This window comes from Exiguobacterium sp. USCH10 (assembly GCF_037619445.1).
GTDB classification, from domain to species: domain Bacteria; phylum Bacillota; class Bacilli; order Exiguobacteriales; family Exiguobacteriaceae; genus Exiguobacterium; species Exiguobacterium aestuarii_A.
Window position 1 is genome coordinate 41971 of record NZ_JAQPZO010000013.1, and the last position, 21627, is coordinate 63597.

General features: G+C 47.6%; 30 protein-coding genes and 1 riboswitch. Of the genes, 24 read left to right on the forward strand and 6 right to left on the reverse strand.

The features are described from left to right. Nucleotides 1–15: 15 nt before the first annotated feature. Nucleotides 16–1281, reverse strand: a complete 1266-nt coding sequence (locus PQI28_RS14345; protein WP_339963736.1) for a hypothetical protein — start codon at nucleotides 1279–1281, stop codon at nucleotides 16–18. A gap of 286 nt (nucleotides 1282–1567) precedes the next feature. Beyond that, nucleotides 1568–2464: an aldo/keto reductase gene (locus tag PQI28_RS14350; protein ID WP_339963737.1), complete on the reverse strand. Its 897-nt coding sequence runs from the start codon at nucleotides 2462–2464 to the stop codon at nucleotides 1568–1570. 148 nt (nucleotides 2465–2612) lie between these two features. Here PQI28_RS14350 and PQI28_RS14355 point away from each other — a divergent pair, with 148 nt between their 5' ends. From PQI28_RS14355 to PQI28_RS14380, 6 genes are all read left to right on the forward strand, one after another. Further along, the gene (locus PQI28_RS14355) at nucleotides 2613–3224 is read left to right on the forward strand and encodes a protein kinase family protein (RefSeq protein ID WP_339963738.1); all 612 of its coding nucleotides are present in this window, start codon (nucleotides 2613–2615) and stop codon (nucleotides 3222–3224) included. An 81-nt stretch (nucleotides 3225–3305) separates the two neighbouring features. Next, nucleotides 3306–3635: a four-helix bundle copper-binding protein gene (locus PQI28_RS14360; RefSeq protein WP_012727586.1), complete on the forward strand. Its 330-nt coding sequence runs from the start codon at nucleotides 3306–3308 to the stop codon at nucleotides 3633–3635. A 92-nt stretch (nucleotides 3636–3727) separates the two neighbouring features. Then, nucleotides 3728–4240, forward strand: a complete 513-nt coding sequence (locus tag PQI28_RS14365) for a GNAT family N-acetyltransferase (protein WP_339963739.1) — start codon at nucleotides 3728–3730, stop codon at nucleotides 4238–4240. 66 nt (nucleotides 4241–4306) lie between these two features. Further along, complete coding sequence (locus PQI28_RS14370) at nucleotides 4307–4645, forward strand: zinc ribbon domain-containing protein YjdM (RefSeq protein WP_214785216.1); 339 nt, start codon at nucleotides 4307–4309, stop codon at nucleotides 4643–4645. A 115-nt stretch (nucleotides 4646–4760) separates the two neighbouring features. Continuing rightward, nucleotides 4761–5147, forward strand: coding sequence for a hypothetical protein (locus tag PQI28_RS14375; protein ID WP_339963740.1), 387 nt, complete (start codon nucleotides 4761–4763; stop codon nucleotides 5145–5147). An 89-nt stretch (nucleotides 5148–5236) separates the two neighbouring features. Continuing rightward, on the forward strand, nucleotides 5237–5419 hold the full coding sequence (locus PQI28_RS14380; RefSeq protein WP_074035494.1) for a DUF6440 family protein: 183 nt from the start codon (nucleotides 5237–5239) through the stop codon (nucleotides 5417–5419). 65 nt (nucleotides 5420–5484) lie between these two features. On the opposite strand, the gene PQI28_RS14385 is transcribed toward PQI28_RS14380, so the two are convergent. Continuing rightward, complete coding sequence (locus PQI28_RS14385; RefSeq protein WP_337874495.1) at nucleotides 5485–6942, reverse strand: aldehyde dehydrogenase family protein; 1458 nt, start codon at nucleotides 6940–6942, stop codon at nucleotides 5485–5487. Nucleotides 6943–7108: 166 nt separating this feature from the next. Here PQI28_RS14385 and PQI28_RS14390 point away from each other — a divergent pair, with 166 nt between their 5' ends. The 3 genes from PQI28_RS14390 to PQI28_RS14400 all read left to right on the forward strand — a co-directional run bounded on the left by PQI28_RS14390 (nucleotide 7109) and on the right by PQI28_RS14400 (nucleotide 8991). Then, nucleotides 7109–7435, forward strand: a complete 327-nt coding sequence (locus PQI28_RS14390; RefSeq protein ID WP_224862632.1) for a PadR family transcriptional regulator — start codon at nucleotides 7109–7111, stop codon at nucleotides 7433–7435. Between the two features lie 2 nt (nucleotides 7436–7437). Then, nucleotides 7438–8187 (forward strand): HAAS domain-containing protein, encoded by a 750-nt coding sequence (locus PQI28_RS14395; RefSeq protein WP_339963741.1) that lies wholly within the window; start codon nucleotides 7438–7440, stop codon nucleotides 8185–8187. A 126-nt stretch (nucleotides 8188–8313) separates the two neighbouring features. Beyond that, nucleotides 8314–8991 carry a YjjG family noncanonical pyrimidine nucleotidase gene (locus tag PQI28_RS14400; protein ID WP_271305736.1) on the forward strand — a complete coding sequence of 226 codons (678 nt, stop codon included), beginning with the start codon at nucleotides 8314–8316 and terminating at the stop codon, nucleotides 8989–8991. 2 nt (nucleotides 8992–8993) lie between these two features. On the opposite strand, the gene PQI28_RS14405 is transcribed toward PQI28_RS14400, so the two are convergent. Next, complete coding sequence (locus tag PQI28_RS14405) at nucleotides 8994–9443, reverse strand: NUDIX hydrolase (RefSeq protein WP_214744919.1); 450 nt, start codon at nucleotides 9441–9443, stop codon at nucleotides 8994–8996. A 55-nt stretch (nucleotides 9444–9498) separates the two neighbouring features. On the opposite strand from PQI28_RS14405, the gene PQI28_RS14410 reads away from it, so the two are divergent. Genes PQI28_RS14410 through PQI28_RS14420 form a run of 3 tightly spaced genes read left to right on the forward strand, consistent with a single transcriptional unit; the run spans nucleotide 9499 to nucleotide 11128 of the window. Continuing rightward, a complete protein-coding gene (locus PQI28_RS14410; RefSeq protein WP_339963742.1) occupies nucleotides 9499–10101 on the forward strand; it encodes a pentapeptide repeat-containing protein in 603 nt (200 codons plus the stop codon). Then, the gene (locus PQI28_RS14415) at nucleotides 10098–10925 is read left to right on the forward strand and encodes an aminoglycoside 6-adenylyltransferase (RefSeq protein WP_339963743.1); all 828 of its coding nucleotides are present in this window, start codon (nucleotides 10098–10100) and stop codon (nucleotides 10923–10925) included. Before PQI28_RS14410 ends, PQI28_RS14415 begins: the two co-directional genes overlap by 4 nt. 50 nt (nucleotides 10926–10975) lie before the next feature. Then, a complete protein-coding gene (locus PQI28_RS14420; RefSeq protein WP_012727577.1) occupies nucleotides 10976–11128 on the forward strand; it encodes a hypothetical protein in 153 nt (50 codons plus the stop codon). 7 nt (nucleotides 11129–11135) lie between these two features. Here PQI28_RS14420 and PQI28_RS14425 read toward each other — a convergent pair whose 3' ends face one another. Then, complete coding sequence (locus PQI28_RS14425; RefSeq protein ID WP_339963744.1) at nucleotides 11136–11540, reverse strand: ion channel; 405 nt, start codon at nucleotides 11538–11540, stop codon at nucleotides 11136–11138. A 127-nt stretch (nucleotides 11541–11667) separates the two neighbouring features. Continuing rightward, a riboswitch (TPP riboswitch) is annotated at nucleotides 11668–11772 on the forward strand. A gap of 88 nt (nucleotides 11773–11860) precedes the next feature. Between PQI28_RS14425 and tenA the strand changes: the two genes are divergently transcribed. The 8 genes from tenA to PQI28_RS14465 all read left to right on the forward strand — a co-directional run bounded on the left by tenA (nucleotide 11861) and on the right by PQI28_RS14465 (nucleotide 18109). After that, the gene (gene tenA / locus PQI28_RS14430) at nucleotides 11861–12535 is read left to right on the forward strand and encodes a thiaminase II (RefSeq protein ID WP_339963745.1); all 675 of its coding nucleotides are present in this window, start codon (nucleotides 11861–11863) and stop codon (nucleotides 12533–12535) included. Continuing rightward, complete coding sequence (gene thiM, locus PQI28_RS14435) at nucleotides 12532–13323, forward strand: hydroxyethylthiazole kinase (RefSeq protein WP_339963746.1); 792 nt, start codon at nucleotides 12532–12534, stop codon at nucleotides 13321–13323. Before tenA ends, thiM begins: the two co-directional genes overlap by 4 nt. After that, the gene (thiD, locus tag PQI28_RS14440; RefSeq protein ID WP_339963747.1) at nucleotides 13320–14159 is read left to right on the forward strand and encodes a bifunctional hydroxymethylpyrimidine kinase/phosphomethylpyrimidine kinase; all 840 of its coding nucleotides are present in this window, start codon (nucleotides 13320–13322) and stop codon (nucleotides 14157–14159) included. The genes thiM and thiD overlap by 4 nt, the downstream gene beginning before the upstream one ends. Next, nucleotides 14128–14769, forward strand: a complete 642-nt coding sequence (thiE, locus tag PQI28_RS14445) for a thiamine phosphate synthase (RefSeq protein ID WP_339963748.1) — start codon at nucleotides 14128–14130, stop codon at nucleotides 14767–14769. The genes thiD and thiE overlap by 32 nt, the downstream gene beginning before the upstream one ends. A gap of 25 nt (nucleotides 14770–14794) precedes the next feature. Beyond that, nucleotides 14795–15433 (forward strand): SDR family oxidoreductase, encoded by a 639-nt coding sequence (locus tag PQI28_RS14450; protein ID WP_214694957.1) that lies wholly within the window; start codon nucleotides 14795–14797, stop codon nucleotides 15431–15433. A 112-nt stretch (nucleotides 15434–15545) separates the two neighbouring features. Further along, complete coding sequence (locus PQI28_RS14455; RefSeq protein WP_339963749.1) at nucleotides 15546–17111, forward strand: GGDEF domain-containing protein; 1566 nt, start codon at nucleotides 15546–15548, stop codon at nucleotides 17109–17111. 42 nt (nucleotides 17112–17153) lie between these two features. Beyond that, nucleotides 17154–17603 carry an OsmC family protein gene (locus PQI28_RS14460; RefSeq protein ID WP_339963750.1) on the forward strand — a complete coding sequence of 150 codons (450 nt, stop codon included), beginning with the start codon at nucleotides 17154–17156 and terminating at the stop codon, nucleotides 17601–17603. A 62-nt stretch (nucleotides 17604–17665) separates the two neighbouring features. Next, nucleotides 17666–18109, forward strand: coding sequence for a GNAT family N-acetyltransferase (locus PQI28_RS14465; protein WP_339963751.1), 444 nt, complete (start codon nucleotides 17666–17668; stop codon nucleotides 18107–18109). On the opposite strand, the gene PQI28_RS14470 is transcribed toward PQI28_RS14465, so the two are convergent. After that, nucleotides 18106–18552, reverse strand: coding sequence for a DUF4385 domain-containing protein (locus PQI28_RS14470; protein WP_271305725.1), 447 nt, complete (start codon nucleotides 18550–18552; stop codon nucleotides 18106–18108). The two genes, PQI28_RS14465 and PQI28_RS14470, sit on opposite strands and share 4 nt — an antisense overlap. A 75-nt stretch (nucleotides 18553–18627) precedes the next feature. On the opposite strand from PQI28_RS14470, the gene PQI28_RS14475 reads away from it, so the two are divergent. The 4 genes from PQI28_RS14475 to PQI28_RS14490 all read left to right on the forward strand — a co-directional run. Continuing rightward, a complete protein-coding gene (locus PQI28_RS14475; RefSeq protein ID WP_339963752.1) occupies nucleotides 18628–19170 on the forward strand; it encodes a GNAT family N-acetyltransferase in 543 nt (180 codons plus the stop codon). A gap of 107 nt (nucleotides 19171–19277) precedes the next feature. Then, complete coding sequence (locus PQI28_RS14480) at nucleotides 19278–20255, forward strand: LacI family DNA-binding transcriptional regulator (RefSeq protein ID WP_339963753.1); 978 nt, start codon at nucleotides 19278–19280, stop codon at nucleotides 20253–20255. Nucleotides 20256–20258: 3 nt separating this feature from the next. Further along, complete coding sequence (gene rbsK / locus PQI28_RS14485; protein ID WP_339963754.1) at nucleotides 20259–21143, forward strand: ribokinase; 885 nt, start codon at nucleotides 20259–20261, stop codon at nucleotides 21141–21143. Nucleotides 21144–21328: 185 nt separating this feature from the next. Beyond that, the coding region (locus tag PQI28_RS14490; RefSeq protein ID WP_339963755.1) for a helix-turn-helix domain-containing protein at nucleotides 21329–21627 on the forward strand (299 nt) is incomplete at its 3' end.

Below are 21627 nucleotides of genomic sequence, written 5' to 3' on the forward strand. Positions count from 1 at the left end.
TTGGCATCTGCCGAATCAACTATTGTCTTTAAATAGGTTATGCCACTTGATGGCGTCCTCACGTAACAGTTTAAAGTGGGCCCCCGTCTCCGCATTCGTTACGTAGACATCGTTCCCGTCATAACTCACGTCAAACGTTTGGGCACATACACCTTGAAACAGTGTTAAGTAAGGAACAGGTGCAGGTGTTCCTGCGTGAGATGTCGCATTCGCCTGTTCAATCGCACGGAAGAGAAAGTCTACTTCTTCTGTTCCGACATGCTGTAAAAACGAGGCGTCTTTTGACTCTGTACCAAGAAGCGCTAACTCATGAAACAGGGCATGTCGCTCACTGCTTAACGTTTCGTGAATTTGTTCGTTCAATTTCTCTCCATACATTAATTCTGGTTGATGATACGTGATGGAGACGAGCTGACGGTGCGCCGTTCCGTCTTTCATGTACGTAAAACTATACAGTGGATAGCTGTGTCCGGGTATAAGAACAGATGGCAATTGAGATGCTGCCTTCGCACCGAATACCTGTGACATATGACCATCTTTCGGTCGTAAGACCGTTTGATAATCGTTTTGATCTGAACTGGTGTAAATCGCATATTGTAACGTATCATCCGATTGCTCTGCCCCGAGACCTACTGACAGATAAGGTTGACGTGATGCATCAATCGGAATCATCAGACGCTCTTCTCCTTCTGACGATGTCAATGTCAGTTCAAATTCTCCGTTAAACGGCATCGTGATATGGAAGAGGGTATGTTCGATTCCGGTTCGTTCTGGATAGGGCTCATTACCTATCGGCTTTTTCATCTCTTCAGCAAAATGGTCATATTCATGTGGTTCGGCAGAGCGAATCTTCGCGATATCTGGATAAGAGTCTGCTGTATATTGGACATCATGTAAGCTTTCAGGAAGATTGTTTGTTTTGGTGACATACGTAATCGAGTCTAGCTGACATTGTACGTACGATTCATTATTGACTGTAAACAATGTGGCCGTCGGGAACGCGGATGACGTGGCGACATCTGTTAAGGGCTGTGTCAGCGTGACCGTTCCAAGCCAATGTCTCTCGCCGCTCGGAATTGTCGAAACTGCATTGTCTGGTTGACACAATTTGATGATCAATGCGCGATCGGATTCTGGCATTTCGATTTGTTGTCCATTCGGTAACAAGGCACGTCCTTGATAATATTCTGGGGCAGGTTGGAGTCGGAGTGCGCGTTCTTCCTCGCACCCGAATAAGAAAAATAGGATGACGAGGGTACTGAAAATCAGGTACTTTTTCACATCGGTACTCTCCTTCGATGAATCACTTTCACCATTCTAGCACCATTTTTTTGTGACTTTAGTCTTAGGAAAATTAATGTGTTATTTCAAAAAAAAATGAAAAAACCCGTCCAACTTGAACTGAACGGGGGATGAAACCATTTATGTTTTATTTTTACTTTTAGCTTTTTTTGTCGTGTCGATTTTTGACGAAAAAACGTTGATTTAAAGCAGATTCGAAAAATAACAATTTTTCGTCTAAATGATCAGATTAGAATCCGGTGGAATTTATTTGATGAAGTTCCCTTCAATCAACATCTCGACCGCGTGCTGCCTTCAAAATTTCGAACCATTCTTCACGCGTGAGATCGATTTGAAGTGCGTCGACACCTGTTTGAACGCGCTCGATTTTTCCTGATCCGATAATTGGCATGATGTTCGCAGGGTGTTTGATGAGCCATGCATACACAATCGAATCGATTCCGCTCGCATTGTGACGCGCGCGAATCTCCTCGAGTTTTTCACGAAGAGGTGCGTACTGTTCGTCTTTGAAAAGCTGTCCTCCTGCGAGTGGGCTCCAAGCCATGAGTGGCATCCGTTTTTCGTGACAAAGGTCAACCGACCCATCTTCGAAATGTTTCAATTGCATTGGAGAGAGTTCAAGTTGGTTCGTCACGAGTTGGAACGGGAGACGTGATTGAAGCAAGTGTTGTGTGGCCGGCACGTGGTTGGATACACCGAATTCACGTACTTTGCCACTATCACGTAACGTAATGAAGGCCTCGGCGACTTCATCCGGGTTCATGAGTGGGTCTGGGCGGTGAATCAATAATGTATCAATGTGATCGATGGCAAGTTCTTTTAACGAACGCTCCGCTTGCGCGATGATATGTTCTTTTGTCGTGTCATAATAGTTGAGCGTTTGACCCGGATTGAATGATCCTGTCAATTTGATGCCCGTTTTTGTGACGATCTCCATTTGGTCACGGAGTTCAGGCTTTAGTTTTAACGCTTCCCCAAATAATCCTTCACATGTATAACCACCATAAATATCCGCATGGTCAAACGTCGTGATGCCGAGTTCGAGACATTGTTCGATGAACGTGAGACGTTCCTGTGGGGTCATGTCCCAATCAGCGAGTCGCCACATTCCATGGATGACGCGTGAGAATGATAGTTCTTCTGTTAAAGCGATGCGTTGCATAATAACTCCTCCTTGGTTGTCAGTCGCTTTTCATTATACGTCTTCAAAGAAAGCGCGTCACTTGTCACCCCCTCGAGCAGTTTTAGCGTCAAATGAGCTTGTATGCGCTATGATGATAAAGAAGAGAAACAGGAAAGAGGCGTGACAGATGAGTGACTATAAACCATATGCGGACGTCACCTTCGAACGGGTGGGCGACTCGTTTCAGGTAATGGAGATGCACCCCGAGCTTCAGTTACACGGGATTGGACGCAGTGCGGCCGTGTTTCGTTTAAAAGAAAGGGACCGCGTCATTAAAGTGTTCTTTCCGGGATACGAACAAATCGCAATCGAAGAGGCAGCCATCTATGAAAAGCTAAAAGGGCTTCCTTATTTTCCGACTTGTTATGAAGTGGGTGACTCTTATTTAGTCATGGATTACATCGAAGGGAAGACGCTGTTTGAGTGTCTGACAGAGGGCATCTGGATTGACCCGTCTTATATCGAAATCGTGGACGAAGCACTTCGTCAAGCACGGTTGTTAGGATTGACCCCATCGGACGTCCATTTGCGAAACATTATTTTGACGCCGAACGGACAAGTTTTCTTGATTGATTTGGCACGCTTTAGACAAGGACAACAAATCGACCATCAGTGGGAAGACTTGAAGCGAATGTATCGTCTCTATCGCTATCGTTTCATGCCGAAACAGTATAATGAGGCCTTACTTAATCGAATCGCTTATTTGTATCGTAAGTTTGTGAACGATCCGGATTCTTGATCTGGGTCGTTTATCTTTTTCCGATTAGGGAACAGGAGTAACGTGTCCGAAATTGGAGAAGAAACGAAAGGGGAATGATGTATGGCTCATCGTATCTATGCGAACGAACTCGAAATGCTCCACGAATGTGTGGAAACGTGCAACTACTGTCTGGAATCTTGTTTAGAAGAAAAAGACGTACAGATGATGGTCGATTGTATCCGGCTCGACCGTGAATGTGCCGCGGCCTGTGCGTTTCTTGCCGAGGCAATGACGCGTGACTCGGCATTTGTCCCAGAACTTGCTCGAGCGTGTGCGGTCATCTGTAAAGCCTGTGCACAAGAGTGTGGGAAACATAAACACGCGCATTGTCAGGAATGTGCGCGCGTCTGTACAGAATGTGCTTCGATGTGTGACCGCCTAGCAGCATAGTCTGAGTGACTGGTCGATGGGACCGGTCACTTTTTTCGTGTCTTTTGAAGAGGGGATTCGTATAATAAAAAAAACGAGAAATGGGTGTTAGTATGATTCGTAACTGTCGGCGAGACGATCTTCAAATGATTTTACATATTTATAATGACGCAATCGTGAACAGCACGGCCGTCTATCATTATGAACCGGTAACACTCGAGAATAGGGTCGCCTGGTATGAAGAGAAGAAAGATCAAGACTGTCCAATCATCGTGTGGGTCGAGGATAGTGTCGTCATGGGATTTGCGACGTTTGGGCCATTCCGCCCGTGGCCGGCATACCACTACACAGTCGAGCATTCCGTGTACGTACACCCTAGCTATCGCGGGAAAGGGATTGGCAACAAATTATTAAAGGAAATCATCCGTATCGCAGAAGCGAGAGGAATGAAGACGGTGATTGGTGGGATTGACGCATCGAACGTGACGAGCATCCGTGCCCATGAAAAAGTTGGATTTGTACATTCAGGAACGATTCGAAATGCCGGGTATAAATTCGGAAAATGGCTCGATTTATCGTTTTATCAGCTCGATTTAGAGGGTCCTGCGTCACCTAAAGAGGGATGAACAGTCTAGAAAGGGTGCCCCTCCATACGATATACTGAAACGAGTGAATCGAATGGAGGAAAACATATGAACGAGTACCCGAATTGTCCCAAATGCCAATCGTCTTATGTGTATGAGGACGGTCCACTGCTCGTCTGCCCGGAGTGCGCCTATGAGTGGTCACCGAGCGAGGCAGCCGAAGCAGAAGCAGCGTCTCAAATCAAAGACGTGAACGGAAATCCGCTTCAAGATGGAGATACTGTCACTGTCATCAAGGATTTGAAAGTGAAAGGGACATCGCTTGTCGTCAAACAAGGGACGAAAGTAAAAGGGATTCGACTTGTGGACGGTGACCATGACATCGATTGCAAAATCGAAGGTCTCGGCGCGATGAAACTGAAGTCGGAGTTTGTGAAGAAAATCTAACATAACGTCAGACTGTCGACGAATTGGGGCGTGAAATGCGCCTTGGTTCGTCTTTTTTGTAAATTGTGACTTATGATAACATGTAAGCGTATTCAAAGTGTAAAGGAGGGAGAACATGTTATTGAAGAAAATGATTATCTTCCTCAGTGTGATTTCGTTATCTATATTAATGGGATGTGTTCAACAAGAACGAGAACTCGTTGTTGGCAATTATACTGATGCACAAACGATTGTGTACTCTGAAAATACGGTGACAGATAAAGAAAAGATTGATGACTTCAAAACGATAATTGAAGCAAGTTCGATCACAAATGAACGTCCAAAAGGGCTTCCTCAATATGTAGTGACCATCAATAACCCAGAGGAATCCACGATGGAATTGATGGTGAACTTTTGGAAAAATGACAACAACGAGTTCATTTTTTCAAAAGGAATAGAAAGTCGCGAATATTTTAAAGTTGATGAAGAACACATCAAGGATGTAAATGAACTCTTAGAATGATTGGAATGGTAAAAAATAGTATGTGCCTTATGTGGATATGAGATGATAATGAAGGCATTCTAAATCAAAAAAGAGGAGGGAGACATTTCGTGGGACAACGATTTGTATTGAAGTCAAAACAGCATATGAGCGGTGGAATTATAAAAATTGTCGTGGATAGCTATACAGGTGTTCACTATTTGATGACTAGCGGCTTAGGATTGAGTGGAATGACGCCTCTCTTAGATGAACATGGAAAAGTCGTCATTGAGAAGCCGAAATCGACTTCGTGAAATCGTGGAGTATAGAATTCATATAAAAACCAGGCTGATCAGCCTGGTTTTTTGTATAGACCGTATTATGAGAAGAATGGTTTATACTCGCGACGTTCGTGCATGACGGATACCCATTGGAGGGTCGTGAACTCCTCGAGTACCCATTCGCCGTTGAATCGTCCGAGACCGGAGTTTTTCTCGCCTCCGAACGGCATGTGCGGTTCATCGTTGACCGACTGGTCGTTGACGTGAATCATGCCGGTTTCGACTTTTCGTGCGAAATTGGTCGCACGGTAAACTGAACCGTGGACGGCACCACTTAATCCATACGGCAATTCATTCGAGAGACGGAGTGCCTCTTCGTCATCTTTAAACGACAGGATGACCGCAACCGGACCGAAGATTTCATTTTTCGCGAGTGGCATGTCATTCGTGACACCACTGAGGACGGTCGGTTCGAGGACGTTGCCGTCTGCTGTTCCACCGGTATGGACGGTCGCACCCGCATCGACGGTTTTTTCAATCTGTTCTAAGATACGATCGATTTGGTCGTGGTCGATGAGCGGACCGACTTGTGTGTCTTTTTCGTTCGGGTCACCCGCTTTTAACTGTTTAACACGCTCGACGTAACGTTCCACGAACTCGTCATGAATCGATTCGGCGACGAGGATTCGGTTTGTCGACATACAAATTTGCCCTTGATGGTAGAACTTGCTGTATACCGCTGATTCGACGGCACGATCGAGGTCGGCATCGTCGAGTACGACAAACACGTTGTTCCCACCGAGTTCAAGAGCCGTCTTCTTCAAGAGGCGACCCGCTTTCTCTGCGATTCCTTGACCAACCTCAGTTGAACCTGTGAACGAGATGAGACGCGGAATCGGATGTTCGACAATCGCATCACCGATTTCAGACCCTCGTCCGACGACGACATTGAGTACGCCTTTTGGAAGTCCTGCTTCTTCAAAGAGCGATGCGAACAGAAGACCACCTGTGACCGGTGTCGCTGTAGCCGGTTTGACGACGACCGCATTCCCGGTCGCGAGAGCAGTCACGATTGAACGAACAGCCAAATGGAACGGGAAATTCCAAGGACTGATGATTCCGATGACCCCGAGTGGTTTACGATAAACCCGATTTTCTTTGTTCGGCACGACCGAAGGTTTGATGAGTCCGTCCATACGGAATGGGAATGTCGCAGCTTCTTTGATGATAGCCATTGATGCGGCAAATTCGCCTTCTGCCTTGATTCGTGTACTGCCAGACTCTTTTACGAGCCAATCGACGATGAGTTCCTTGTTGTCCATCGTCACCTGGGCAAACTTCTCGATCAATTCCCGTCGTGCTTGCGGAAGCATGTCAGCCCAGTCCGTCTGAGACGCTTTGGCTGCTTCATAGGCACGATTCAAATCATCTTCATCCGCTGATTGAATCGAGAACAGTGTTTCGTTCGAGAACGGATTGACGTTGTCGATCGACTTCTCACTTGATCCGCTTACCCACTCACCATTGATGTACATTTTCGTAAAATCTGTATGCATGTAGAACACTCCTTTGTTTTTCTTCACCATAGGAAGTATTCACTTATTTTATAAAAATAAACATCTGAAAGTGTAACTAACTTGTTTTACAAAGTAGTTGTAAATGGGATTGGTTTCCATTACTATTATGTATAACAAGATAGTTGATTGAAAGTGAGGTCACGCCATGGCAATGAGTCAAATGTTAAAAGGTCTGCTTGAAGGATGTCTGTTAGCCATTATTAGTAAAGGTGAGACATATGGATATGAAATGTCTGAGAAACTACAGAATTATGGTTTTACAATGGTGAGCGAAGGAAGTATATACCCGGTGTTATTGCGTATGAAAAAAGATGGGTGGGTCGAAACGATTCAAAAGACTTTACCGTCAGGAGGTCCAAAGCGGAAGTACTATATTCTGACAGAATCCGGACAACAGGAATTACTCGCCTTTAAACAGCGATGGGCTGAAGTATCGAATGGTGTGAACCGTGTACTCGAGGAGGATGAATAAGCATGGAACTTTCAAAGAAAAGTCGTGATTTTTTAGATGATTTGTCGGTATATCTGATATCAAGCGGGAAATCTGAGACTGAGGTGAAAGATATTGTCTTTGAATTAGAGGATCATTTGCTAGAAGCGGAGCAAGCAGGGAAGGATGTGGACGATGTCATTGGACAAAGTCCGAAATCCTATATGCAATATATTGGTCGCGAGATGGCATTCGATAAGAAGGGGTTTATGAAAATCATCGCAATGATCATTCTCAACTTATTCGCTTATATCATCATTGGGAACTTCATTGAAGGTGAGATGACGTTCTCGACGATTCAAATGGTTGGGTTTCCACTAGTGGCCTTACTCTTCTTGTTGGCTGCCTCACAAGCATTCCGAGCGATATCGATTCGCACAAAAGAAAGCAAATTTAGAAATATACTAACTTATAGCTTACTTGCTACATTACCAATGTTATCTTTTCTCGGCTTGATGGTGCTTGATATTTTTATTGAAACGCCAACGGTTACATTCGGTTCGAACGGTCAACTTGTATTATTCGTAGTTGCTGTGATCATATTACTTATAACCTCTGTATGGACAAAGACATGGATTAATTTAATCATCCCGATTCTTTTGTACGTACCTCAATATGCATTTTCCCGCACAAGTTTACCATTTGAGCAACAATCGATTTTTTCGATGTTGATTTTATTCATTGGAATGGCGATTTTCTTTCTTGTCTGGGCCAAGAAGAATAAAGAAGATTAAGTTTGATATGTTGTCCATTCGGTTCATCGTTAAGAAGAGATGAAGGGAGATTGCGTTCATCTCCCTTTTTTGATGTTCGTTTCTACTTCCTGTACAGTTAGACGAAGAGAGGGGTTAGAAAGAAATATGAAACGTTATGAAGCGATTTTATTTGATATTGATGATACGTTATTAGATTTTAAACAAAGTGAGCACGTCGCCTTGGAACAATTACTCGCATCCTACAATGTCCGGATGACGGATGAAGTGAAGGCTCGGTATGTCGACATTAACAGCGGCCTATGGCGCGCATTTGAGCGCGGCGAAGTAGACCGTGAAGAAGTACTCGTCGGTCGTCACACGAAACTGTTCAATTCGCTCGGACTCACGGTCGACGGTCCGCAGGTCGAACAGCAGTATCGAGACTACTTACATGCAGGCGTACACATGGTCGACGGTGCGTTAGAGATTGTTCAAACGCTGAGCGCGGACTATCCGCTCTATATCGTCACAAACGGTGTGACGGAGACGCAATTTAAACGGTTAGAGTCATCGGGACTATTGCCGTACTTCCAAGACGTCTTCGTATCGGATGCGACTGGCTCGCAAAAACCGATGAAGCCGTTCTTTGACTACGTCTTTGATCGAATCCCGAACGTAAAGCCAGAGAAGGGCTTAATCATTGGCGACTCAGTCACGGCAGACATCGCCGGTGGGCGGATGTACGGCCTAGATACATGTTGGTTCAATCCGAATGAAGCGGCTGCGACGATGGAGTCGACGTACGAGATTCGACATTTAAACGAGTTGAAATCGCTTCTCTAAGTTCAAGCCGGATTTAGTGAATGAGACGGCAAACGATTCGGTAGTTGTGCGAGTACTTCTGGATAGAGCGTGACCTCTCGAAGACGGTCAAGTTTTTGCCAACGATAGATGAGGTGATCTCCTTCAGGTCCGTAAAAGTCTCCTTCTTGGAGCGGGAGGTCACCGTCTACATAAAAGTACAGTCCAATCTCATGAAACGGTTGGTCGTTGTAGGTAAACAAGTTCTCGTGGACGAAGGCGAACGTGGTATCGGTCACGCGCATATCCAATTCTTCATGTAGCTCGCGTGCGAGGGCGGTTGCGGCTTCTTCACCGAGCGTCACGCGACCACCAGGCAGTGCCCAAAAGTCATCCCGGATATTTCGGTGAATCAATACGTGTCCGTCTTTCACGAAAATACCGGCGACGCGGTAATTGAAGACGCCTTGTTCAGTCGGGAATACGAGGTCCATCTATATCACTTCCAATCTTTGTCATATGTTTTAGTATACCTGAAGGAGGGATATTATGTTTCAACCACATACGCAATATCGAGACGAAGATTTCCGCGACGTGACACTCCGTGACGAAGAGCTGTCACACGTCACGTTCGAGAACTGTCGCTTCACATACGTCGATGCGACGGAACTACAAACGGAACGCTGTCAGTTCATCAACTGTGATTTTACCGATTCGAAATGGAATGCGTCCCGTCATGTCGGCAGCTCATTTTTGAATTGTCAGTTCCATGGTGCCAATTTGTTCACGAGTGAGTTTGAGCAATGTAAAATGACGGGGTCTTCCTTTGAGGAGAGCCAGTTTGAGGGCGTACATGTCAAAGAAGGGGACTGGTCATTCGTCAACCTTCGTCACGTGTCTCTTAAGAAAATGGATTGGTCCCACGTTCGTTTGGTTGAGGCGGACCTATACGGTGCTGATTTGACCGAGACGGTTTGGCATCAGACGGACTTGTCACGGGCGACACTTCAACATGCGGTGTGCCGTGGTGCCGACTTCAGAGGAGCATTTGTCGACGGGGTTGATTTTTCGAACGTGACCTTACAACAAACAAAACTAGACGCGATGCAAGCAATCCAAGTCGCGCGCTCATTGGGGGCGATTATAGAATGAAACCGGAACAAATTATTGAACAGTTGATTGCGTTCGCGAAAGAACGTGAACACATCCGAACGGTTGTCTTGAACGGCTCGCTCGTCAATCCGAACATCCGCCCAGACCCATACCAGGATGTTGACCTTGTTTTTTACGTAGAAGATGTGAGAGCGGTTGCGACCGATCGCTCATGGATCGACATGTTTGGAGAAGTCTTGATCATGCAGACACCTGAAACGTTTGATTTCGAACGACATGTAACGTTTTTGGTGCAATATGTAGACGGACACCGTATTGATTTGACAATTCGAAGCATAGAGCAACTTGATGAGATGCTCGAAGCTGATTCGCTCAGTCAGATTGTGTTTGACCGAGATCATCATCCGAGTGTGACACCTTCAGATAACACATACCGTGTGACACGCCCGTCTGCTGAAGAATATGCGGCTTGCTGGAATGAGTTTTGGTGGGTGTCACTCTATGTTGTCAAAGGAATCAAGAGACATCAGGTGTTATATGCGCTCGATCACCTCGACATCATGCGAAATATGCTCCGTCAGATGATGGAATGGAATATCGGCTATGCGACGAACTTTTCTGTGAATCTTGGAAAATCGGGTGACGGGATGCGCGACCACTTGCCTGAAGAGCTGTGGGAAATGCTCGGGGCGACATATGCCTCAGCTGAGCTGAGCGCAATCGAAGACACACATGACCGCTTGCAATCACTCTTCTTCTTTTGCGCGCAGCGTGTCGCGGAACAAGGTGAGTTCGTGTTCCGGGAAGAAGAAGCCAGACGCGTCCGTGCCGCATGTGCAACACTTCGACATTCGAACGATTAATGAGGCCGTGAGCCGGGAAACGCTCCTTATAGAGAAAGGAGCGTTTTTTCATGAATCCATATACGACATTTATTGCCCTTTTAGTCGGAAGTCTTGTCCTCTTTGTCGGCATTCGCTTAAAAAAATGGCCGATCATTTTGGTCGCGATGCTTCCCCTTGGTCTCGTCGCATTTAATATGTTCTTACTCATCACGGGGCGCTAGGACATGTTCACTTGTCTTTTTGATACATCGATTTGATGAAGAAGGCACTCGGTAACAAAATGCCGATGGCGCCTTCGATGATGGCGAATAATCGGGTCAAACCAATCGGCAACAAATCACCAAATCCGATTGATAATAAAGTGACCCCGCTGAAATACAGGAGGTTCTCCCAAGTCGGTTCAACGGCATTCATGGATTCGAGTGAAGTCACAAGAATGACTGAATCACGAGACAAAGCATAATAAATCAATGTGAATCCTAACATGACACCAAATAGGCTAACGAACAACTGAGCGAACAATCTCCCGTCAAATCCTGTTTGCTTGTACGTTTTACGTTTGAAAAACCAAAACACGTTCAAACTGATGAAGAGTAACGCAATGGTTAACAAAATCGTATTCAATCCGGACACATCCTTTTCATGTAAATGAGTTCATTTATCCATTCCCGAAGCGAAGAATGAAAAACAGAATCGGAAAAGGTTTGCAATTGATGAAAAGATTGATAGAATGTGGTCGAAGACGACTGAATTTCATAATGTTTGCCACTAGGGGAGTCGCGTCACGCGGCTGAGATGGACATGGTCCAGACCCTTCGAACCTGATCTAGTTCAAGCTAGCGTAGGGAAGTGGGCGAGACGACTCATATGGCTTCACCTAGATATGACTGTTCGAGACGCCGCTTCCGTTATGGGAGGCGGCGTCTTTTTATCTGTTATAAGGGGGAGTTATTATGAAATTTACAGATCACTTACGTCAGGAAGCGGATGGATTGTTTGAAGCAAGCTTTCATCATCCGTTCGTTCTTTCACTCGGGGAAGGGACGCTCGACGAGAAGAAGTTCAGACATTACGTCATGCAAGACTCTTACTATTTGAATCAATTCTCAAAAGTGCAGGCCAAAGGAGCGACGCTCGCACCGACAATGGAACTATCGAGCCGCTTTTTGACGCATGCGTTGCACACGATTGAGGCGGAACTCTCACTTCATCGTGAGTTCTTTACGATGCTCAACGTGACAGACGTGGAACTTGCGACATTCGAGCCGGCACCGACCGCGTATGCGTATGCCCTACACATGCAACAGGCAGGACCGACACTCGGTGATGTACTGGCATCGATTCTTCCGTGTTACTGGGTGTATTACGAGATTGGTGAACGCTTAAAGGATAAGCGCCCCGACCATCCGATTTATTCGGCTTGGATTGCGACGTACGGTTCGGAGTGGTTCCGTGAGCTAGTGGAAGAACAGATTGATCGATTGGATGAATTGGCTGGGCAAGCGACAGAAGAAGAGCGGCTTCGTTACACGAAACTCTTCTTGAAGAGTTGCTACTACGAAGTTGCCTTCTGGGAAATGGCATGGACACTCGAATCTTGGACGTTGTCACAGGAGGTCAACCAATGAGACATGAGATTTGGAGTGAGATTCGAAAGCAGGCACCGTTGATCCACAACATCACAAACACGGTCGTCGCCAACTTTTCGGCGAATGGACTGCTCGCCATCGGTGCCTCTCCAGTCATGGCAGATGCGATTGAAGAAGTGGCAGAGATGACGTTTGTGAGCGATGCGCTCGTGTTAAACATCGGGACACTCGGCACGATGACTGAGGCGACGATGATTCGTGCGGGGCAGGCGGCGAACGAAGCGGGATGTCCGATTGTACTCGATCCGGTCGGTGTCGGGGCGACGTCGTTCCGTCGAGATGTGGTCGAGCGGATCCTTCGCCACGTCCGTGTATCGGTCATTCGTGGGAATGCAGGAGAAATCGCGACATTGATTGGCGTTGATTGGACAGCACGAGGTGTGGATGCGGGTGACGGGGCGTATGAACCAAGTCAATTGGCACTCGAAGCGGCGAAACGATATGGATGTGTCGTGGCCGTGACCGGAAAAGAAGATCTGGTCAGCGATGGAAGTGTCGTCATAGAAGTTCATGGTGGGACAAAACGGATGACTGAAACGACCGGTACAGGCTGTCTACTCAGTGCGGTCGTCGGAGCATGTCTAGCGGTCGAAAGGAATGCACTCAAGGCAACGGTAACAGCCGTTTCGGGATATGCCTATTGCGGAGAGTTGGCGAGCGAACGGGCAGAAGGACCAGGAGATTTTCCGATTCACTTTTTAAATGCCCTTCATCAATTGACGCACTATACAATCCCGACGAATCGAATCGAGGTGTCGACATCATGAGACCACAAGTCTTGACGATTGCAGGATCTGATTCAGGGGGCGGAGCTGGTATTCAAGCCGACTTAAAAACGTTTCAAGAGCTCGGTGCGTTCGGGACAAGTGTACTTACCGCCATCACAGCCCAGAATACACTCGGCGTGCATGGGATTGAAGCGATTTCCCCGGAAATGATCACTCGGCAAATCGATGCAGTGGCCAATGACTTTCAGATTACAGCATGCAAGACCGGCATGTTGGTAGATGCGGAGCGAATTGAAGCGGTAGCCGCAGCACTTGAACGTCATCGTTTTCAACACGTCGTCGTCGATCCTGTCATGGCGGCGAAAGGGGGCGCTTCTCTGTTACAAGATAGCGCGGTCGAGGCACTTCGGACGAAGCTGTTGCCATATGCGACGGTCGTGACGCCAAATATCCCTGAGGCAGAGGTATTGGCCGGAATCAAGATTCGAACAGAGGCAGATCAGATGAAGGCCGCTCAATTGATTCGGGCACTCGGTGTCGATGTCGTCATCATCAAAGGTGGACATATGGAAGGTGTGAAGGCCGTCGATTTGATTGTGTCCGAATCTGAAGTGTTTCAAGTGAGCGCACCCCGCGTTCGGACGAAAGACACACATGGTACGGGATGTACGTTCTCTGCAGCTTTGACGGCTGAGCTGGCATACGGAAAGACACTTCGTCAAGCTGTCGCGGACGCGAAGCAATTTATCCATCAGGCGATCACGCATGGATTATCGATTGGACAAGGACATGGACCGACAAATCATTGGGGACATCGTTTAGCGAAAGAAGAGGTGGTTACCGTTGACGTCATGTACGAAACAAGCGCTCGCTAAGCAACTTCGTCTTTATTTTGTGTGTGGGACGACGGATACATCTGATTTGGTGGGGACACTCGAAACGGCACTTCGATGTGGTGTGACATGTTTTCAATTTCGCGAAAAAGGTAAAGATGCATTGTATGGAGATGAAAAAGAAGCAATGGCAAGGACGCTCCAACAGGTATGTCGACAAGCGAACGTTCCATTCATCATCAATGATGATGTGGATTTAGCACTCGCCATCCATGCGGACGGTGTGCATGTCGGACAAGACGATTTGCCTGCCGAACGGGTTCGTGCACAATTAGGACCTGACAAATGGTTAGGGGTGTCGGTCCATACGATGGAGGAAGTAAGTGCAGCTCTTCCATTCGCAGATTATGTCGGGATTGGCCCGATTCATGCGACGAAGAGCAAGTTAGACGCGGGACGTGTGCGCGGGACGGAACTGATTCAGCAAGTTCGTCAGCGATATCCGCGGCTTCCGATTGTGGGGATCGGAGGTATTCTTCCGGAGCATGTTCCTTCCATCATTCATGATGGGGCAGACGGCGTTGCCGTCATCTCTGCCATTGCCTCTGCACCGGACGTAGCAACGGCTACCCGGCGTTTCGCTTGTCTCTGAATTTAATTCTTGAGGAGGAAGACAGATGAACGTATTTGTAATCGGTGCAAACGGCCAGATTGGCCATCAATTGGTGGAAAAGTTACACAATGAAGGGAAGCATCACGTCACAGCGATGGTGCGTAAAGAAGAGCAACTCAATGACTTCAAGTCAAAAGGATACAACGCCGTACTCGGTGACCTTGAAGGTTCAGTGGCAGACTTGGAAAAGGCAATCGACGGAATGGATGTCATCGTGTTCGCAGCCGGTTCTGGTGGAAGCACTGGAGCAGACAAGACACTCTTAATTGACCTAGATGGTGCAGCGAAGAGTATCGAAGCAGCACAAGCGAACGGGAACATCAAACACTTCGTCATGGTCAGCGCCTTGAAAGCAGAGGATCGCTCAGCTTGGCCAGATTCGATGAAGCCTTACTATGTAGCGAAGCATCATGCCGATCGCTTACTCGAACAGAGTGGACTCACATACACGATTGTACGTCCGGGCGCATTGACAGATGATGCGGGAACGGGCAAAGTGAACACGCAATTCGAGGGAAGTGGAGAGATTCCACGCGAAGACGTGGCATCATTCTTGGTGCACGTCCTTCATAACCATTCAAACGCGCAGAACAAAGCAATCGATTTGATCAAAGGGGATACCCCGATCGAAGAAACGTTATAAGTGTGTGACACGAAGAACGGGATGTGAACCATCCCGTTTTTTGTCGCGTTAAAGAGGGAAAAGAACGCAGAATAACGAAATAGAAGAATACGAACAGATGAGGAGGTCCCGCATGACCGAGATGTTTATTTATCTGGCGGTCTATTTGTTACCGTCATTTTTGCTCGGATTTTTAGCACTCGATGTCTTTCAACGCAATCCGAATAAAGTAGAGCATCGTTTGCTGAGCCTGTTTGTGTTCGGTTATTCGATGCTCTTCTTGGCTGAATTTGTCCGCCACCTATCTCCGATTGAATACAGTCCGGCACTCATTGCGTATTGGTTTGGGAATGCCGGCATCTTCATCTTTATCTTTTCTGTTCATTTCATATTAAGTATCACAGGCGTCGGAGCAAAGGCACCGAAGTGGCTGTATCCTTGGGTCGTCTATTTGCCGTTGATTCCCGTCATATTGACGTATATCCGGCGAGAGAACATCATCAACAGTCAGCAGTTTGAGCAAGTGGGGATCTGGATTTATCCCGAGTTCAACGCTTCTTATTTGATTACGCTGACCGTCGGGAACATCTTTCACATATTGATCATCGGTCTCATTTTTTATGCTCTCAAACGTGCGGAACGAAGAGAACACCAACGCGTGTTGCGCATGCTTTTTTGGACGGCAAATGTCGTATTGTTATGGGATGTTGTCTTCGGTTATTTTCAATTCCGTGGGTTCATTCCGCCGTACTCTTATATGTATGGAGGGCTCGTATGGGCAGTGGCGCTCGTCATCGCAATGAATCGTTTGGATTTCTTGACCTCTTACGTGAAACGATACGGGACACTGTATAACTTGAATCCATCTGCCATCTTGTTGATTGATCCCGATGGAAAAGTGGAAAGTGCGAATCCAGCAGCGCGCACACTCTTTCATACGGTCCGTGTCGTAAATGAACGCTTTGTCGATTTATTACCGGAAAAGAAAAAGGCGGAGTGGATGGAGCATTATCATCAACATTTCCAGACTCGCAAAAAGTTTTTAGAGTTCGAGACGAAGATTATGACGAAATCCGGGCAAGAGCGGTATGTCGTCATTGATGGGGACTTTGTTGATATCGATCGAACGATCCATGGGATGATTATCATTCGAGACGTTCATTCGTTCAAAGAAGCCGAGCAAACAATCCGTTTCTTTGCCTATCATGACCCACTGACGAAGTTGGCCAATCGACGTGCGTTTTATGAACAGGCAGACCATGCGTTACTAAGTTCCTCAAGATTATCTTTATTGATTATTGATTTGGACGGTTTCAAAGCGGTCAATGATACGTATGGTCACCAAGAGGGCGATCATTTCTTAACGCATTTAGGTGGATTGTTAGAAGCATCAACGCGAGATATCGGCTTGGCTTCCCGTGTTGGAGGTGATGAGTTTTATATCTACTTAGTCGATCTGACGGAATCTGAAGTACTCGCATTTATTCATGAACTTCAGATGACGTTGAATCGGAATCCATACAGAACGCCGGATGTGACGATTCCAATCCGGGCAAGTATTGGGGTCAGTCATGCGCCGGATCAAGGGACGAACTTGGATACGCTGATTCATAAAGCGGACCAGGCGATGTATCAAATCAAGCAGGACGGAAAAAACGATTATGCGATTTATGACGAGGCGTTACATGGCCCGAAATAAAGGGAACATAGAAGTGTTTGATGATGAAGAGGAGGATGGAACATGTCAGAAAGACCGTTAGTCACGATGCGCGCCGAGGGAGAAGCGGGAGGCGTCAAGACGAATGTACGTGTAGGTGAGCACACCCCATTTATCGTAGATGAGCCGGAACGACTCGGTGGAACGAATATGGGGCCGAATCCGCTTGAGTACCTTCTCGGTGCGTTATCGTCTTGCACGACCATCATGATTGCCTATGTCGCACAGGACTTGAACTTTGATTACGAGGGTGTCCATTTCGTGACGGAAGGGACACTCGATCCGAGAGGGTTCCAAGGGATGGAAGGTGTCCGAACTTACTTTGAGTCAGTTCAGATGAAGATCGTACTCGATACGACTGAATCGGATGAGCGAATTGCCGAATTACAAAAAGGTGTCGAGGCACGATGCCCGATTCATAATTTGATGCATGAAGCGGACGTGGAAATGACGGCAGAATGGACTCGGAAATAAGGATGAGGGCGACCTCATCTTTTTTACATAGACATTGGGAAAAGCGTACGGAGGGAAGACGAATGCATCACCGACCGATGACGCGTGAATGGGCAAGTCAAATTCAAGAATGGACGTACGGAGCTCCTTATGATTTCTATAATCAGTCGCCTTCTGAAGAGGGGATTGACGAATTGATGACGTATCAGGCGATGGTAGAAGAACACGAGCTGATTGGTTTCTATTGCATCGGTGTTGCTGCGCAAGTGCCAAATTCGACATATCTGTATTCGTCAGACTTCACAGACATTGGGTTTGGGATGAGACCTGACTTGACGGGTAAAGGACGCGGACGATCGTTTGTGGAATACGTCATAAAGAGAGCGGCGGAACGAGGGAAACCGCTCCGTCTAACTGTCGCCTCTTTCAACGAGCGTGCGATTCATCTATATGAAACGCTTGGATTTTGTACAATCACATCGTTTGAGCGAAATGAGGTTCCGTTCCAAGTGATGGTGCGCGATTAACCGTACTGTTTCTGATGTGCCTTTTTACGTCGTAAATAATCCTCGTCGGCACGGAGTTGATCCCAATACGTTTTAAAGATACGGGCAGACTCTGCTTTCTCTTCGTCGATTTCGCGCTCGTGGATGTCACCGTCTTCTTTATATTTACGTCCTCCTTTATAATTGGCGTAGCGTCGGGCCCGCGTGTAGCCCATTTGGATGAACTTTCGGGCCATGTCCATCCCGACGAAATCGTCGTTCGCGCGATACGCTTCAAACAATTCCATGATTTCTTCAGCAGATTGTTTCGCAATCTCTGGCGTCTTGAATCGCCAATGGGGCAAAATCTCACTTTTATACGGCTCAACGAGTAGTACCCCTTGTTCACCACGGCCGACTCGGTACAGTTCCGGTTGTTGCCGGAAGTCGATTTCATCGAAGTTTAAGTCATAATCAAATGGCATGTTTATTCCTCCTCGCCTAACGTTTTCCCATTAGGTCGGGGAAAGAAACAACTTGAAGGAAAAGGATGGGTTTGTATGATCAAGATGGAGACAGAACGATTGATCTTAAGAGCATTTACGCTAGAAGACGCAGAGGATATGTATCGTTATGCTAAAGACGAACGTGTCGGACCGATGGCCGGTTGGGCGCCACATGAATCCGTTGAAGAGACGAAAGACGTCATTCGACTGTTTATTGAGGAAAAAGATGTGTGGGCGATTGTTTTGAAAGAAACCGGGCAAGTGATTGGTAGCATCGGATTACACGACCGAAGACCGGATCCTACGATTCAACATGAGGCCCAACGTGAAATCGGTTATGTACTCAGCCCCGATTATTGGGGGCACGGCTATGTGCCGGAAGCCGTTCAGGCGATGATTCGATTTGGATTCGAAGCGTTAGGGCTGGAGCGGATTTGGTGCGGCTATTTCAGCTTCAATGACCAATCCCGACGCGTCGTTGAGAAATGTGGGTTCACCTATGCGTTCACGAAAACACAAGAATTGACCCGACTCGACGGACGAACGGTAGAATGCCTCGTCTATGTCCAACTAAATCCGACGTTCTCTACACATTGAAGCGCTGTTTCGATGTGTTTTTTCATGAAATCATAAAAATCCCTTGATATGTAACCGGTTACACATTAAGATGGTTTTGTAAGCGTTTCCAGAACGGAGGATGTCAAATGGCGACCATCAAACAAGTGGCAAAACATGCGAACGTCTCAGTGGCGACCGTATCACGCGTCATGAATAAAAGCGGATATGTGAGCGAAGAGGCGAAAGAAGCGGTCGAAAGGGCGATTGCGGAACTGAATTACGCACCGAACCGAGTCGCTCGTTCGCTCTATAAAAAATCGTCGAACTTGATTGGACTCATCATGCCAGATATCACGAACCCGTTCTTTCCACAGCTGGCTCGGGCGATTGAGGATGTCGCCAATCAGCATGGGTATCAAGTCGTCTTATGCAACACAGACGAACAACTCGAAAAAGAGCAGACGTATTTGGTCGCCTTGCAGACGATGCATGTCGACGGGCTGATTATCACCACGAACCATTCGCACAACCCGAATTACGAGACGTTGGATTTACCGATGGTCGCGCTCGACCGAATCGTGAAGGCTGGAATCGACGCCGTTGTATCGGATGGTTACGAGGGCGGAAAGTTGGCAGCCGACACGTTGTTACAACGCGGTGCGACACGACTGGCTCACATTGCCGGACCTGATCATCTCAAGACGGTCAAGCGTCGGACCGAAGGATTTGTCGAAGTGGCAGGCGACAAGCTCGTCGGGATGACCGAGTCCACGTTCACGTTCAAAGACGCCTTGAAAGCGTCCCAAGAGCTGTTCGATCATGCATGGCCGTTCGACGGCATCTTTGCAGCAAACGATGTGATTGCAGCCGCAGTATTGCAGGAAGCAGTTCGTCGAAACATTCGTGTCCCAGAAGAGCTACAGGTCATCGGATATGACGGAATCGAGCTAGGGGAGATGACGTCTCCGCCGCTGACGACCATCGTTCAACCGATTTATGAGATGGGGCGAGTGGCGACAGAACGATTGCTCGATTTGATTGAGAAAAAAGATACACGACCGAGAGAGATGCTGTTACCGGTCACGTTACTTGAAAGACAAACGACAAAGCGGAAGGAGAAATAAAGAATGAAACGCATTGTTGTCATTGGCAGTATATCGATGGACCTTGTCGTCACGTCCGACAAACGTCCGCAAGCAGGGGAAACCGTCATCGGCGAGTCGTTCCGTACCGTTCCAGGAGGGAAAGGTGCGAACCAAGCGGTCGCTGCTTCTAAGTTAGGAAGTACGGTGCAGATGGTCGGTTGTGTAGGGAACGATCCGTTCGGTCAGCAGATTGTTGAGAACTTCAAACAGCACGGCGTCGATGTCGCGCACGTTCGGGTCATACCGAATGAAGTGACGGGGACGGCCCACATCGTATTGGCGGAAGCAGATAATTCGATTGTCGTCGTCCAATCGGCGAACAAGCAGGTCATCTTCACGGAAGAGGAACTAGATCAGTTACTCGATGAGCAGTCGTTCGTACTCTTACAGCTCGAAATTCCAATCGAAACGGTCAAACAAGTGACCGCTTACTGTAAGGAGAAAGGGATTCCGATGCTCCTCAATCCGGCACCGTCGCAACCACTCCCGCCAGAAGTGATTGAAGACGTCACGTACTTGACGCCGAATGAACATGAATGCCGGGATTTATTTAAGGGATTGTCCGTGGACGAAGTGCTTGAACGATATCCGAACAAGTTACTCGTGACAGAAGGCGTCCGAGGTGTTCGATTCCATGATGGACGAGAAGTGCGGCATGTGCCAGCTATCCGAGCGAACGTCGTCGACACGACAGGAGCCGGTGACACGTTCAACGGTGCGCTCGCTGTCTCCCTGATCGAACAAGAGGATTTGGAGACGGCCGTACGGTTTGCCGTCGTCGCATCCGGCATGAGCGTCGAAGGCTTTGGTGCACAAGGTGGTATGCCGACACGAGAAGATGTACAACAACGATTGGAGCGCGTCTGATGAAAAAACAAGGGATATTAACAAAAGTAGGCGAGAATTCTCCCTCCTCTAAGCGTCTCGGGGCGTAGCCCGGCGTAGGTGGGAGATGAATCGCCCGGTCCAACAGTTTGCTCTCCCTGTGACAGATATGACGAACAAAAGTTCGTCATTCCGTCAGATTCTCCCTCCCTCTCCACGGGTATCGGATGAGGAAGACACATCACAATCTTCTGAGGGGAGGAGGGACAGACATACTGAAAGGCTACACATACAGGCTCCACCCGACGCCGGCACAGGCCGAGTTCCTCATCAAGACGATCAGCTGCGCCCGGTTCATCTACAACAAGCTGCTCGAGGACCGGATCGCCATCCGCGAGGAGACGAAGGCGGGGAGCGGGACGAGACGGAAACCGGCGACACCCGCCTCTTACAAGCCCCTGTTCCCGTTCCTCGCCGAGGCGGACAGCCTCGCGCTCGCGAACGCGAAGCTGAACCTCGACACGGC

Coding starts and splice junctions, on each gene's coding strand:
- PQI28_RS14350 (WP_339963737.1), bottom strand. CDS start 2,464: ATGCAACGCATCGCTTTAACAGAAGAACTATCATTCTCACGCGTCATC.
- PQI28_RS14355 (WP_339963738.1), top strand. CDS start 2,613: ATGAGTGACTATAAACCATATGCGGACGTCACCTTCGAACGGGTGGGC.
- PQI28_RS14360 (WP_012727586.1), top strand. CDS start 3,306: ATGGCTCATCGTATCTATGCGAACGAACTCGAAATGCTCCACGAATGT.
- PQI28_RS14365 (WP_339963739.1), top strand. CDS start 3,728: ATGATTCGTAACTGTCGGCGAGACGATCTTCAAATGATTTTACATATT.
- PQI28_RS14370 (WP_214785216.1), top strand. CDS start 4,307: ATGAACGAGTACCCGAATTGTCCCAAATGCCAATCGTCTTATGTGTAT.
- PQI28_RS14375 (WP_339963740.1), top strand. CDS start 4,761: ATGTTATTGAAGAAAATGATTATCTTCCTCAGTGTGATTTCGTTATCT.
- PQI28_RS14385 (WP_337874495.1), bottom strand. CDS start 6,942: ATGCATACAGATTTTACGAAAATGTACATCAATGGTGAGTGGGTAAGC.
- PQI28_RS14390 (WP_224862632.1), top strand. CDS start 7,109: ATGGCAATGAGTCAAATGTTAAAAGGTCTGCTTGAAGGATGTCTGTTA.
- PQI28_RS14395 (WP_339963741.1), top strand. CDS start 7,438: ATGGAACTTTCAAAGAAAAGTCGTGATTTTTTAGATGATTTGTCGGTA.
- PQI28_RS14400 (WP_271305736.1), top strand. CDS start 8,314: ATGAAACGTTATGAAGCGATTTTATTTGATATTGATGATACGTTATTA.
- PQI28_RS14405 (WP_214744919.1), bottom strand. CDS start 9,443: ATGGACCTCGTATTCCCGACTGAACAAGGCGTCTTCAATTACCGCGTC.
- PQI28_RS14410 (WP_339963742.1), top strand. CDS start 9,499: ATGTTTCAACCACATACGCAATATCGAGACGAAGATTTCCGCGACGTG.
- PQI28_RS14415 (WP_339963743.1), top strand. CDS start 10,098: ATGAAACCGGAACAAATTATTGAACAGTTGATTGCGTTCGCGAAAGAA.
- PQI28_RS14420 (WP_012727577.1), top strand. CDS start 10,976: ATGAATCCATATACGACATTTATTGCCCTTTTAGTCGGAAGTCTTGTC.
- tenA (WP_339963745.1), top strand. CDS start 11,861: ATGAAATTTACAGATCACTTACGTCAGGAAGCGGATGGATTGTTTGAA.
- thiM (WP_339963746.1), top strand. CDS start 12,532: ATGAGACATGAGATTTGGAGTGAGATTCGAAAGCAGGCACCGTTGATC.
- thiD (WP_339963747.1), top strand. CDS start 13,320: ATGAGACCACAAGTCTTGACGATTGCAGGATCTGATTCAGGGGGCGGA.
- PQI28_RS14450 (WP_214694957.1), top strand. CDS start 14,795: ATGAACGTATTTGTAATCGGTGCAAACGGCCAGATTGGCCATCAATTG.
- PQI28_RS14455 (WP_339963749.1), top strand. CDS start 15,546: ATGACCGAGATGTTTATTTATCTGGCGGTCTATTTGTTACCGTCATTT.
- PQI28_RS14460 (WP_339963750.1), top strand. CDS start 17,154: ATGTCAGAAAGACCGTTAGTCACGATGCGCGCCGAGGGAGAAGCGGGA.
- PQI28_RS14465 (WP_339963751.1), top strand. CDS start 17,666: ATGCATCACCGACCGATGACGCGTGAATGGGCAAGTCAAATTCAAGAA.
- PQI28_RS14470 (WP_271305725.1), bottom strand. CDS start 18,552: ATGCCATTTGATTATGACTTAAACTTCGATGAAATCGACTTCCGGCAA.
- PQI28_RS14475 (WP_339963752.1), top strand. CDS start 18,628: ATGATCAAGATGGAGACAGAACGATTGATCTTAAGAGCATTTACGCTA.
- PQI28_RS14480 (WP_339963753.1), top strand. CDS start 19,278: ATGGCGACCATCAAACAAGTGGCAAAACATGCGAACGTCTCAGTGGCG.
- rbsK (WP_339963754.1), top strand. CDS start 20,259: ATGAAACGCATTGTTGTCATTGGCAGTATATCGATGGACCTTGTCGTC.